Annotated in this window: 11 protein-coding genes and 2 pseudogenes; 7 read left to right on the top strand and 6 right to left on the bottom strand. The window is 58.8% G+C overall.

Annotated elements, in window-relative coordinates:
• Positions 1 to 302: 302 nt before the first annotated feature.
• Both AC5ZFO_RS23225 and AC5ZFO_RS23220 read right to left on the bottom strand, forming a co-directional pair.
• Positions 303 to 1,091 (bottom strand): SDR family NAD(P)-dependent oxidoreductase, encoded by a 789-nt coding sequence (locus tag AC5ZFO_RS23225; RefSeq protein WP_496122593.1) that lies wholly within the window; start codon positions 1,089 to 1,091, stop codon positions 303 to 305.
• 189 nt (positions 1,092 to 1,280) lie between these two features.
• Positions 1,281 to 2,570: an aminotransferase class I/II-fold pyridoxal phosphate-dependent enzyme gene (locus tag AC5ZFO_RS23220; protein ID WP_496122592.1), complete on the bottom strand. Its 1,290-nt coding sequence runs from the start codon at positions 2,568 to 2,570 to the stop codon at positions 1,281 to 1,283.
• A 592-nt stretch (positions 2,571 to 3,162) separates the two neighbouring features.
• On the opposite strand from AC5ZFO_RS23220, the pseudogene AC5ZFO_RS23215 reads away from it, so the two are divergent.
• Positions 3,163 to 4,088, top strand: a pseudogene (locus tag AC5ZFO_RS23215) (IS3 family transposase); the annotation flags it as partial.
• Between the two features lie 87 nt (positions 4,089 to 4,175).
• A pseudogene (locus AC5ZFO_RS23210) lies at positions 4,176 to 4,502 on the top strand (IS110 family transposase); the annotation flags it as partial.
• A gap of 653 nt (positions 4,503 to 5,155) precedes the next feature.
• On the opposite strand, the gene AC5ZFO_RS23205 reads toward AC5ZFO_RS23210, so the two are convergent.
• Positions 5,156 to 5,677 carry an Lrp/AsnC family transcriptional regulator gene (locus AC5ZFO_RS23205; RefSeq protein ID WP_496122591.1) on the bottom strand — a complete coding sequence of 174 codons (522 nt, stop codon included), beginning with the start codon at positions 5,675 to 5,677 and terminating at the stop codon, positions 5,156 to 5,158.
• 1,566 nt (positions 5,678 to 7,243) lie between these two features.
• Between AC5ZFO_RS23205 and AC5ZFO_RS23200 the strand changes: the two genes are divergently transcribed.
• Positions 7,244 to 7,642 (top strand): transposase, encoded by a 399-nt coding sequence (locus AC5ZFO_RS23200; protein ID WP_496122590.1) that lies wholly within the window; start codon positions 7,244 to 7,246, stop codon positions 7,640 to 7,642.
• A gap of 15 nt (positions 7,643 to 7,657) precedes the next feature.
• Entirely contained in the window at positions 7,658 to 8,188 is a 531-nt protein-coding gene (gene tnpB / locus AC5ZFO_RS23195) for an IS66 family insertion sequence element accessory protein TnpB (protein WP_496122589.1), read from the top strand.
• On the opposite strand, the gene AC5ZFO_RS23190 is transcribed toward tnpB (AC5ZFO_RS23195), so the two are convergent.
• Positions 8,082 to 8,405: a transposase gene (locus tag AC5ZFO_RS23190; RefSeq protein ID WP_496122588.1), complete on the bottom strand. Its 324-nt coding sequence runs from the start codon at positions 8,403 to 8,405 to the stop codon at positions 8,082 to 8,084. The genes tnpB (AC5ZFO_RS23195) and AC5ZFO_RS23190 overlap by 107 nt on opposite strands.
• Before the next feature lie 271 nt (positions 8,406 to 8,676).
• Between AC5ZFO_RS23190 and AC5ZFO_RS23185 the strand changes: the two genes are divergently transcribed.
• From AC5ZFO_RS23185 to AC5ZFO_RS23175, 3 genes are all read left to right on the top strand, one after another.
• Positions 8,677 to 8,943: a tyrosine-type recombinase/integrase gene (locus tag AC5ZFO_RS23185; RefSeq protein WP_496122587.1), complete on the top strand. Its 267-nt coding sequence runs from the start codon at positions 8,677 to 8,679 to the stop codon at positions 8,941 to 8,943.
• A complete protein-coding gene (locus tag AC5ZFO_RS23180; protein WP_496122711.1) occupies positions 8,910 to 9,320 on the top strand; it encodes a tyrosine-type recombinase/integrase in 411 nt (136 codons plus the stop codon). Before AC5ZFO_RS23185 ends, AC5ZFO_RS23180 begins: the two co-directional genes overlap by 34 nt.
• A 114-nt stretch (positions 9,321 to 9,434) precedes the next feature.
• Positions 9,435 to 9,755 (top strand): hypothetical protein, encoded by a 321-nt coding sequence (locus tag AC5ZFO_RS23175; RefSeq protein WP_496122586.1) that lies wholly within the window; start codon positions 9,435 to 9,437, stop codon positions 9,753 to 9,755.
• On the opposite strand, the gene tnpC is transcribed toward AC5ZFO_RS23175, so the two are convergent.
• Together tnpC and tnpB (AC5ZFO_RS23165) are read right to left on the bottom strand one after the other, a co-directional pair.
• Positions 9,730 to 11,322 carry an IS66 family transposase gene (gene tnpC / locus AC5ZFO_RS23170; protein WP_496122585.1) on the bottom strand — a complete coding sequence of 531 codons (1,593 nt, stop codon included), beginning with the start codon at positions 11,320 to 11,322 and terminating at the stop codon, positions 9,730 to 9,732. The two genes, AC5ZFO_RS23175 and tnpC, sit on opposite strands and share 26 nt — an antisense overlap.
• Positions 11,323 to 11,396: 74 nt before the next feature.
• On the bottom strand, positions 11,397 to 11,717 hold the full coding sequence (tnpB, locus tag AC5ZFO_RS23165) for an IS66 family insertion sequence element accessory protein TnpB (RefSeq protein ID WP_496122584.1): 321 nt from the start codon (positions 11,715 to 11,717) through the stop codon (positions 11,397 to 11,399).
• Positions 11,718 to 11,792: the final 75 nt, after the last annotated feature.

Here is an 11,792-nt window from a genome sequence, read left to right as displayed (position 1 = left end):
TAGCTAAGGGGACAGATCGGTGACTTCTTCTGTCTCCTCCTTGCGGAGGGCAAGCCGCACGGAGGCCTTCTCCACGCCGCCGAATTCGCTGCTGGGCGCCCCTGCTGCAAAGAAGAAGGCATCAAACCGAACCACGAGGGGACCCGCCGCCGATTGGCCTATCAACTCCGGTCGCATTCACGTTCTTCATGTTCACGCGCGACTGAATGCTGTTTTGACGCTGCGTGGCATTCGAGGATGCCGTGAGCCGGAGCGAGGCAGCCATATTGTGCTGTCGGCGATCAAATGCGATATGCATTGGCTTACGCGGCAAACTCGCCGCCCGTGATATCGATGGTTGCCCCGGTGATGAAGCCCGCCATCGGCGAGGCCAAAAAGGTCACGACGTGCGCCACCTCTTCAGCAGTTCCAAAACGGCCGACCGGAATCCTGCTGAGAGCGGAGCGGTTGACCGCGGCCTCAGGTGGTCCAGTCAGATCGCTGAGAACCCGTCCAGGAGAGATACAATTGACCGTAATACCGTGTGGAGCGAGATCCCGCGCAGCAGCCCGGGTTAATCCGACCAGTCCCGCCTTCGACGCGGCATAATGCGGGCCTGCGATCATCGGCATGGCACGCCCGGCGAGTGACCCGATATTGATGATGCGTCCGTAGCCTTTCGCGATCATTGCTGGCGCCAAGAGCCGTATGAGAATGAACGGGCCGTAGAGATTGACATCGATGACCCGCGCCCATTCATCTAGGGACGTCTGCGAAAGCCAAGGTGCATTTTGGTCCACGCGCTTGGGCGAGATGCCCGCATTGTTCACCAAAATCGCTATTTCGCCCCAACGTTCCCGGATGTGGTCAACAAATCCCTGCACATCGTTGTGTCGCGTTACATCAATCCTCTCAGCATAGAGCCGATCTTCCGGGCAACCGAGAAGATTAAGCGCCCGCTCCACGTGTTCCGCTTTTGTCGCCACAAAAGCGACGCGATAGCCATCGACCAAGAGCCGGCGCACGATCTCCAATCCAATTCCGCGCGCTCCTCCGGTCACAAGCGCAACGCGCCGGTCGCCTTGGTCACTGAGTTTTGCTGGCTTCAGCATAGTCGGACTGTCGCAAACCGCGTAAGGAGCGAGCACCGCCCCGTCGAGAACATTGGCCCAAGCGGTCCGGAGAATCCTTCGGCGTCGAACAATTGATCGAGACTTGATGCGCTTTCATCAGCCTTCTCGGTATAACCTGATAGCAACCGTACCGGGCTGCTACATGAATTCATCGGCCGATTCATCACATCACCTCAGAGGGTATGGCTTTCCGGTTGTCTCTGCCACTGCTTCCAAGATGCAGTCGCACAATCGCTCAATATCATTTTCTTCATGATCGGCCGTAATGCACACCCGAATCCCCGCCTTTCCTTGCGCGACCGTTGGGAAGAACGTCACCGAAGTGTAGAAGTCGGCATCGAGAAGCTTTTTGGCGATTGCAATCGCCTTGGTTTCCGATCCTATTGCAATCATTCTGATGGGAAATGCATTTCCTTGCTGGGCGGTTGCAACATGACGATCAAAGACCTTGATACGTTGCGCTAGCCGCCTCTGCCGATCGCCGAGTTCTGCCGAGCGGTGAATCTTGCAAGACCCAAGCGCCGCACCAACCGCCGCCAGATTGGGGGGCACCGAAAACGCATAGGGAACTGAGTACCGTCGAAACAGAGCTTCTTGGTCGCCCGTTCCAAGCATCACCATGCCGCCCGATGCGCCGAAGCCCTTAGCCAGCGAGGCTACTATGATCGTGCGGTCACCCAGCACCTGCGGAAATTGAGAGCGAGCAAATCCTTCACCTTGGCGTCCGAAGATCGATATTCCATGAGCATCGTCGATATAGAGAAAGAGCCCGTACCGTTCCTGGAGTTGGCGCAGTTCCTTGATGGGCGCGTTCCCCCCCATGGAATAAATACCATCGCATACGTAGGCAACCACTGGATGTTCGCGGCACAAGCGCTCGAGAGCGTCGATGTCGTTGTGCTCGGTCGTTTCCAAACGCGTTTCATCAGCGACCACTGGCTTGTGATAGGCCAGCGATATGTGCGCAAGGCGGTCGAATACGACAAGCGGCTTTCTTCCGCCCGTCAATTGCCCCGAAGAAAGGAGGGGCATCGCACCCAGATTGGCGAGCATGACAGTGGAGAAGGCGACCACGGATGCGCAGAACATCTCCGACAGGGTCGCCTCAAGCTCTGCCAGTAGATCGAAATTGAGGCGCGTTCGTGCGCATGACCAGTGCAATGACCGATGCGCCTCGATTGCGTCGATCGCGCCAGCGATGATCAGAGGATGATTGTCCAAGCCAAGATAGGAACATCGCACGAAATCAATTTTTTCCGCTCGACCTTCAAGTGGACCGGAACCCAAAACAAAGGCGCGTCCGGTCATGGAACGTCCATGGACGGCCATGAGACCAGCCTCATGGGCTGCGTCAAAATACGGACGGCTCTTATTGATCATATAAGCGGTGTTCCGAAGATGTCCGGCCGGCCGACCATCATCGGAGAGCGGGGTCCGCTTTTGCATTTCATTCTCCATTTAATCTCCCAAGCATGCACCCCAGCGCCTGGATGCGTGGGACGGACCGGTGCCCGGCGAGCTCAACGCCGCGGTGGAGCTTCGGAACATCTTACGGGCAGCCCACCAGCCTCGCTTGGACCGGACAGGTTAAATCACCACCGAGATCACTTGGGCAGCTACCAGATCAGATGGGACCAACGGCGTAGGCCGACAGTGACGATCAGCTTGGTGATCGAAAGCGGAATGATTACAGATTTCGATTGAAATCTCTAATTTGAGGTCGGAGGCCAGAGAGCAGTGAGCATTGCTTTTTCACTTTCTGAAACGGATGGTGGCACCGATTCTGGGCGCTATGTCGCAGCATTAGGCCGCCGAGCAGCAATCACAAACTAAGTGAGTTCGATCTCGCTCTCAGATTAAAGTTATGACTGTGGATCATCTTCGTAGAAAATTGCATTGATCTTGACCTTGCCCCGCGGGTCTACTCCAGTTTGAAGTTCGTTCTGGCCCACGACAAAGGACCAGAGCATTGCGATGGGCCATGATACTCTCCTCTTTTGATCTGACCTTCCTATAATGAGAGAGGAGGACGGGGCGGACCATCCCATTAATGGTGACGCCCGCGGCTAAGCGGAAAGCTATCGCCCATCTCCGAGACGCCTTCGGAATGAGCGAACGGCGGGCGTGTAAAGCCATCGGCTGGTCGCATGACCATGAGATACCAGACGACCCGGGCGGACGACGCCGGCGTTCGCCAGCGCATGAGGGCGATCGCCCAGGAGCGCCGCCGCTTTGGCTATCGGCGCCTCCACGTTCTGCTCAAGCGGGAGGGCCATGTGATCAACCACAAGAAGCTGTTCCAGCTCGACCGGGAAGAGAAGCTAACGGTGCGTCGCCGTGGGGTCGCAAGCGGGCATCGGGACACGGGCGCCGATGACGGTGCCGATGGCGCCGAACGACCGCTGGTCGCTCAACTTCGTATCGGATCAGCCCACCGATGGTCGCCGCTTCCGTATCCCACCGTGGTCGATGATTGTACCCGCGAGTGCCTGGCGCTGGTAGCCGACACCTCGCTCTCCGGCGCCCGGGTGGCTCGGGAGTTTGACCGGCTGATCATTGAGCGCGGCAAGCCGAAGATGGTGGTCAGCGACAACGGCAGCGAGCTCGCCAGCAACGCCATCCTGACATGCGCCTATCAGAACCGCGTGGCATGGCACTACATTGCTCCGGGCAAGCCCATGCAAAATGCCTTCATCGAAAAGCTTCAACGGCCGACTGCGCGATGAACTGTTGGACGAGATGCTGTTCACGTCGCTGGCCCAGGCCCGCGTTGCGCTCGGATGCAGGCGGGCCGATTATAACGAGGCACGACCACACTGCGACTCGGATGGAAAACACCATCTGAGTTTCGCGTTCACCTGCAACCCGCGACGGGATCTGGCGCTGCGCTATGCCCATGGCTCCGCACCAGCTCCGGTCGCTACCACCGCCCATTCGGGTAAATCCACCAGCCAGGGCGAACTCAGGACTGGATAAAACTTGATGTGGTGGAACGGCCCGCTCCAACCGCATCAAAGTGCTAGAACGTGGTCATTGTTCGAACGCCACAAAGGAGTCCGTTCCGTGAAACAGGTTAGCACCATCGGGATAGATTTGGCCAAGCACGTTTTCCTGGTTTACGGCGCGGATCCGGAGGGCTCGCCCGTGTTTAACAGGAAATTGCGGCGCAGCGAGGTTCTGCGCTTTTTCGAGAAACTGCCACCATGCCTGGTGAGGATGGAAGCCTGCGGTAGTGCCCATTATTGGGCGCGCGAGATCGCAGCTCTCGGTCATGAGGTGCGGCTCTTCCCGCCGGCTTATGTCAAACCCTTCGTAAAGCGAGGCAAAACGGATGTGACGGACGCAGAGGCCATCAGCGAAGCGGTGACCCGAAAGACCATACGCTTCGTCCAGCAGGACGGTAGAGGGCAAGGTGCAACAACAGGCGATGCACCCTTGGGACGAATCCCGAAACGAGTGAAGCCACTGCCCCAGTGCGCTCAAGCGCGTAAACTTGATTTGGCTCCTCGTTCCGCGGATCTCATCGAGGCCAGCGGCCATATTGTGCCGCGCGCAAAGGCCGGACATATGACCGCACCGTCCCAATGTGTGAAATCGACTGAAAACGCTCTTGCCTCGCGGGCCGTTCCACATATGGGGGCCAGTCAGACCGAAGCTCGCTTTCCATTCGTACGTCCGAGAGGCTGACATCGTGCGGAACAGATCGACCGAAAGGCCTACCTATGCGTCTTCATAAACCGATAACTGCTCTTCCAAAAAGGGGCTGCGCATCGTGCTCTGGGCCCCGTCTTGCACCAGCATAAACTTCAGCATGGACAATTAGTGGGTTCGACGGGCCATCTCGACTCATGCGTTCTTCTGTCATCAAGATGATTGCCGACCGCGTTTGCCGACTATGATCCAATCAAGCTTTTAATCCGGGTGCGTCGCGCCGGACTGATTTCTATGCGATGCTACCTTTTGCATTCTGAGAGGTGAATAATCATCGTCTTTATGTATGGCATCCCCCCGTCGACGGCGTGCTCCGCGTCAGACCTGGCCGCTTACGGCCGAGTGTTATCTCGATAGACGTTGCGATCGAACTTCGTTCCTATCACTATATGAGATACGGTTCGAATAATGCCATCGATCTCGTTCAACCTAGCGACCTCTACGCCCAATTGCTCAAGCGTTTCGGCCACGACATGGATAATAAGGTCCCAATCACCTGCTGTTACATACACCGCCTGCACGGTCGGAATGACCTTCAATTGACACTCCACATCGGCATACCTTTTGTTGGCCACAACTGCCAGGGTAAAGCAATGTATTGTGTTTTGGCTTAGACATCTGCCAAGGCGTAGCACATACCCGTCAATGACGCCGCTCGTCTCTAGCCGTTTGATGCGTTCTTGGAGCGTGGTGCGGGAAACACCCAGCTGACGCGCCAGCGACGCGATCGGTTCGCGCGCGTTTCGTTGCAACAACGTGAGCAATTGGCGATCTTTGTTGGTGAGCTTCATGGTCGTCCTTTGGGCTTGAACACACCTCTGCACGGTCCACCAGCCGGTGACAAGAATGTCCACCAGCATCTCTCAAGACCACATTCTCGTCATGCTTTGCGTCCGCGAGGTGGCCAATCGCCTGAAGGACATCGCCCCCGGCCTAGAACTTCTCTTGCTGGAAGCGGCGCTGAACGTGCGGAGGTCGACCGCGTTAAAAAACTGTTGCAGCATAAGCCCTCGATACCGTTGAGCATCAGTGTGAGATCGGAAAGAAGGCTCGATCTCGACGGATCACGAAGGGAAAACCGTTTTAAAGTGATGTGCTCGCAGATGCTGTCCGTTTGCATAGCAGCCCTATCCTCGGGGTCGGCAGTGGGGCGCAACGCTACCAAGCCAGTCGCGTGTTTCTTAATGTGAATGATTGGGCGGGAGATATAAAACACAGACGATCGGGTTGCTCTTTGGGATGTCAGCGCACCCAAATGCGGGGCTAGGATCGACCGCCCCATAGTGCCGCCTCGGTAATCCTTGTAAGGCACAGGTGCGATTGTGAGGGTGCCGCCAATAAGCACGGAATAGCGAACTTGGTCAGTCCTGGTCCACGTCTGGTTTCAGAGCTGCCGATGTGGTGGACCGATGTTATCGGCGAGAGAAACTTGCCGGGTAGGTAACCCAAGTGCCGAGAAAGTCGACGCCTTCGTCGGCAGTTGGCGCCACCTCGGGCGGTGTGACGCGATCGCAACAGGTAAAGATCGTATACATTCCACCGTCAGGCGCGCAGCCGCGGAACTGATTTTTCTGGTATGGAGAAGCGCTGGCGCGCGTACGATTGCAGCTCCAGGTTCTATCGCTGAGCAGTCCGGAGGAGACTTTTTGCATTTCACTTTTTCACGACGTTCCCATTTTTCTCCAATCAGTCGACACTCATCTCGCCCTTGGCTTGCTATTCGTACGGGCCTCGAACAGACCCAACTCTCATTCGCCCTGGAGAAAGATATTGCCGGCTAGACAGCCTGTCCGCTCCAGACTTGGTCGATAAGGGGAATAATGTTTATCGGTCAAGACCATCTCACTCATCATGGTATTCTGCAGGTTCGAGCTAAACGTTAGATCGGAACGTCCAGGGAGTATTCGTCAAAGTCCGCACCAATCGACACCGCTCTTCAAGCGAATGGCTACCAGGTGACGTGTGACATGAGCGATTTGACGAGGCTATGCTTGCCAGGGGCCTGTCATCTCGATCAATTGCTAACGTTGGTAGTTGACCAGGCCGCAAGCTGTCGCGTCCCGGCACACAACTGACGCAGAAACTACTCCGGCCTTTGCGTTGATCAAGAGCGTGCCGATTCTAGACCCATGGCCATAAATAATCGCCCCATCCGCAATTGACCAAGTGAACGACGATAACAGACTGCGCTGCAGTTTCGCGGCAGCGCGGACAGCGTCCGCGACGCTAGACCGCTCGAGCGCGGCGGGGCGGGTCTGGAGGCAGCCGGACCTTCGGACCTTTGATGAAGAGTGACCGTCCGCGTGACGCCGACTAGCGCCTTCTCGAACGCGATAGATTCCGCGCTTTCGTAACTTGCGGTGTATCGCTCCGGCGGTGACCGCTTTGCGCGGTTCGATGGAGGATGAAGACATAGGCGTATGACTGACCATATGCCTATGCCGAAGGTTTCCCGACTTGAAGTCGTCTCGACGAGCGCTCGACGCCGTTGGACATTGCAAGAAAAGCAGCGGATCGTCACCGAGAGCTATGGCGGGCCGCGTCTGGTGTCGGTCACGGCACGACGCAACGGGCTGTCGACACGCCAATTGTTCACGTGGCGCCGGTTGGCGTGCGACGGCAAGTTGAGCGCGGATACCGCGCCGGCGCTTGTTCCGGTTGAGATCACGCCTGCGGCGGCTCCGATCTCGAGTGACGTGCCACAACCGCTGTCTCTGCGCAACGTCCAAGGGCCGGCATTATCGAGATCGAGCTTGGCGGCGGCTGTCGCGTGCGCGTTGACCGGGACGTGGACACGAGGCGCTGCAGCGAGTTCTTGAGCTTCCGAGACGGCGATGATCCCGATCCCGAGCGGCATCAGGGTCTGGATTGCCACCGGCCACACCGACATGCGCCGCGGCGTGCAAGGCCTGGCGCTTGCGGCCCGGGAGAGCCTGAAGCGCGATCCTCATGCTGGTGATCTCTACATCTTCCGCGGTCGCCGCGGCGATCTGGTCAAGCTCCTCTGGCATGACGGGCTTGGCATGTCTCAACGCCAAGCGTCTGGATCGAGGCAAGTTCATCTCCTATGGCCTTTGTCAACTGTTTTGAATTCAGCTACCCGATCGCCCGTTTTGGGACGTGGATGTTTAATGCATACGATCCGCACGGGTGAGGACGCCGAGTGTTCTCGACGGTCGCTCAGACTCCTGTGCGGGGATTGGCCGCGCTCGGCGTCCGCGCTGATGCGGATCGTAGGATGCGTGGTCGTTTACGCGCCTAGCGGGACGCGCTGGCCGATGGAGCAGATGAAGCCGAGCAGTTCCCGCGCAACTGCAGCGGTGGCGACGACTGAGCGTTTTCCGCGCGCGGTAAGCTTCCGATAGGTCTTGTGCAGACGTAGCTGCGCTTCCAGGCCAGAGCAGCGATATCTTGTGAAACTGGCGGGCAATGCTCTTTCCATTGCCCGACCTTCGGCGTGGTAAGATAGCTCCAAGCAGCTTCACACAGTACGGCCCGCGCGATCGAACTGCCCGCCTTGGTGATGTCGCGCGGCCTTACCGTGCCGCCGCTACTGTGCTCGCCTGGGACGAAGCGGGCCATTCAAGATTATGTGGCGGACGGAGACTGATCGACATTGCCCGGCCATGGCTCCGATATCGCGAATGGTCGCGCGAGCCGGTGATCGAGGTTCCGTTCCAGCAGTGGCAAGGCCGGGCTCGAGAGTTCCTTCAGTGGTCCTCGGCAACCAACCAACAGCTGTCTAACTTGAGACCAAGCGACGTCGATCACTACCTCATCAGTGCAGGAACTCAGCGTTGGTCTCGCACCTCTACAGCCAGCAATGCGGGAGCGTTGCGGGTATTTCTCCGCCATGCAGCGTCTGAAGGGGCGTGCCCCGCGCCCGGCCGCAGCGATCCGCGGTCCTCGAATCTATCAGCAGGAGTCACTGCCGTTCGCGCCGCCGTGGTCCGATGTACAGAGGATGTTGGCAGATACTTTGACAAACCGACCACGCCACGTGCGCGATCGCGCGATCCTGATGTTGCTGGCGATCTATGGGATGCGTTCCAGCGAGGTTGCATCTTTGCGACTTGACCAGGTGGACTGGGGCCACCGCGTCATCCGCCTGTTCGCCTGAAGCGTCGAGGACTGCAAGCATACCCGCTGGTTGGGTCGGTCGCTGAAGCGCTCGCCCGATACATCGATACTGTCCGCCCCAATACACGGCACCAGGAGATCTTCATCGACCTGCAGTCACCCGGGCAACCACCGACGCCCGGCGCAATCTATGGCGTCGTTAGTCCCAGGTTGCTGACCCTCAGCGTTCAGATCGCCCACCGCGGCCCGCATGCGTTGCGTCACGCCTGCGCGGCGCGCCCGGTTGCTGATGGCCTATCCTTCAAGGAGATCGGCGACCACCTGGGTCATCGCAGCACATCGGCCACCAGCATATACGCGAAGGTCACCCTCGCAGCCCTTCGTGAAGTCGGTGGCTTCGACCTGGGGGATCTGTGATGAAGCTGATCGACGTGATCGACGCCAATGTTTCCCTGCAATTGTCGCTGGGCATGCGCTTCGAATCGGCGCACCGCTTGCTGAGGCAGTTTGCCCGCGATGGGAGACGTTCGCATGGACGAGATCCAAGCGCAGAACATGGCGGAGTTCCTGCGGGGTGCAGGTCCGCTCAATGCGACGTGGGCGCTCAAGCATAGCGTGTTATCCGGATTGTATCGGTTCGCGATCGCCAGGGACTATGTCAGTGCCTCGCCCCTCCCGACGAGCGTGCCGAAGCTGCCACCGCAACAAACGCCATATGTCTACTCGACCGACGAGCTGCTTCGGCTAGTCGATGCCGCATCGGTTCTGCATGTTGGCCACAGTCGCTTGCAGGCACCGATGTACCGTAAGCGGCAAGCTGAGGCCGTCAGGCGGCGTGGTTCCATGGCATAAGCGCGTCGATTTCACTGCTTGGCCAGCCGTTGGCGATACGCTGAAGGGTTAGGGTGAGCCAAGCGAACGGATCGACGTTGTTCATCTTCGCTGTCTGCAGCAGTGTTGCGATGGTCGCCCAGGTTCGTCCGCCGCCGTCGCTGCCCGCGAAGAGGCTATTCTTTCTCGTGATTGTTTGTGGCCGGATGGCGCGTTCGACGATGTTGGAGTCGAGCTCGATGCGACCATCGGTCAGGAAGCGTTCGAAGATGGCACGGCGCGAGACGGCATAGCGGATCGCCTCAGCCAGTTTTGATTTGCCGGAGATGCGCCGCAAGGTCTGCTGCCAGAGACCGAAGAGATCTGCGACGATCGCCGCGGAGGCCAGCTGGCGCGCGGCAACGCGGGTGTCAGGGCTTTGACCGCGCACGGATTTCTCGACCTGCCAGAGCCTCGCCATCCGCTCGACCGTCGCCGTTGCCACTTCTGAGCTCCCCGCAACATGCAGCTCGTAGAACTTGCGCCGGCTGTGTGACCAACAGCCAGCCAATGTGACGCCGTCATTGCCGCGATCGGATCGCGCCAGCTTGTTATAGGCGGCGTATCCATCAACTTGCAGGATGCCGTGATAACCATTGAGATGACGGGCCGCGCATTCGCCGGCGCGGCTGTCTTCGAAGCGATAAGCCACCATCGGCGGACCGCTGCGGCCAAAGGTTCGGTCATCCCTGGCATAGGCCCACAAATAGGCTGTCTTCGTCGATCCGGAGCCCGGAGCGAGCGTTGGCAAAGTAGTTTCGTCGGCAAAGACCCGTTCGGCCTTCTTGACCTCGCTGAAGATGTAGTCGGCCATGATCTCGAGCTCGAAGCCGAGCTTGCCCATCCATTGCGCCATCAGCTGCCGGTCGAGTTGGACACGATCGCGGGCGTAGATGGCCTGCTGCCGGTAGAGCGGCAGGCCGTCGGCATATTTGGCGACGGCGATCTGGGCCAGAAGGGCTTCGGTCGGAATGCCTCCTTCAATGATATGAGCTGGGGCCGGCGCCTGGATCACGCCGTCCGCGTTCTTGAAGGCATACTTGGGACGGCGCGTGACGATGACGCGGAACTTCGCCGGCACCACATCCAGACGCTCCGACACGTCCTCGCCGATCAGCACCTTCTGCTTACCGGCATGCACGGCCAGCTCTTCCGGCTCAATGACGGTTTCGATCCGTTCCAGATGGGGCGCAAAGCCCTTGCGCCGGCGCGGTGCACGCGTGCCATCCGTTTGCGCACGCCCCTTGCTGACCTGAGCCTTGATCGCAGAGATGCCGATCTCGATCTCCTCGAAGACTAAGGCCTGCTGTTCATCGTCGCCGTTCGCCGAGCCGAGCTTCTCCGATCCTCGGCCGAACCGGGCGCGGTCGAAGGCCTTCAGGATCTGTGTCAGCCGCTCGATGCGCGCATCGGCATCGGCGTTGCGGCCCTTGAGATCGGCGATTTCGCTCGCCAAGGCATCGGCGCGAGCCACTTTCTCGGCCATGGCAAGAACCATGGCCTTCAGCGTCTCTACGTCATTCGGGAGGCTGAGATCGGGCGGCGACATTGACCCGACCAGAGCACATTTCGCTCCGGTTCTCTCGTCCTTTCAGGCCGTTGATTCACTTCGCCGCAGTGCTTTTACCCAACAATTTCCGGCGGCTTGACCGCCATGGTCCGGACCCGCTTCCAGTCCATCCCATCCACCAGGGCCATCAACTGCGCGGGATTCAGCTGCACCCGATGATGCCCGATCCGCGGCCAGCAGAACTTCGCTTTCTCGAGACGTTTCAAATAGAGGCACACGCCGGAGCCATCCCACCACACGATCTTGATTCTGTCGGCTCTTTTGGCCCGGAATACATAAAGCGCACCGTCGAACGGATCCGAGCCCGCATCGCGCACCAGCGCAACAAGGCCATCGATACCCTTGCGGTTATGTGGTGCACCACATAACCGCAATTATGCGGAGCCCACGATTATGCGGAGTGTGCGGCGGGAAGTTGGTTCCCGCCGCGGTCTTCTCGCCTATTTCAC

It is taken from the genome of Bradyrhizobium sp. Unk1 (assembly GCF_059512345.1).
Note: the sequence above shows the minus strand (reverse complement) of the source record. Positions and strands in the feature narration are given on the sequence as shown.

What these genes read in the sequence shown, in the direction of transcription:
- AC5ZFO_RS23225 (WP_496122593.1), bottom strand. Translation starts at nt 1,091, where the DNA reads ATGCTGAAGCCAGCAAAACTCAGTGACCAAGGCGACCGGCGCGTTGCG.
- AC5ZFO_RS23220 (WP_496122592.1), bottom strand. Translation starts at nt 2,570, where the DNA reads ATGGAGAATGAAATGCAAAAGCGGACCCCGCTCTCCGATGATGGTCGG.
- AC5ZFO_RS23200 (WP_496122590.1), top strand. Translation starts at nt 7,244, where the DNA reads ATGACTGACCATATGCCTATGCCGAAGGTTTCCCGACTTGAAGTCGTC.
- tnpB (WP_496122589.1), top strand. Translation starts at nt 7,658, where the DNA reads ATGATCCCGATCCCGAGCGGCATCAGGGTCTGGATTGCCACCGGCCAC.
- AC5ZFO_RS23190 (WP_496122588.1), bottom strand. Translation starts at nt 8,405, where the DNA reads ATGGCCCGCTTCGTCCCAGGCGAGCACAGTAGCGGCGGCACGGTAAGG.
- AC5ZFO_RS23185 (WP_496122587.1), top strand. Translation starts at nt 8,677, where the DNA reads ATGCAGCGTCTGAAGGGGCGTGCCCCGCGCCCGGCCGCAGCGATCCGC.
- AC5ZFO_RS23175 (WP_496122586.1), top strand. Translation starts at nt 9,435, where the DNA reads ATGGACGAGATCCAAGCGCAGAACATGGCGGAGTTCCTGCGGGGTGCA.
- tnpC (WP_496122585.1), bottom strand. Translation starts at nt 11,322, where the DNA reads ATGTCGCCGCCCGATCTCAGCCTCCCGAATGACGTAGAGACGCTGAAG.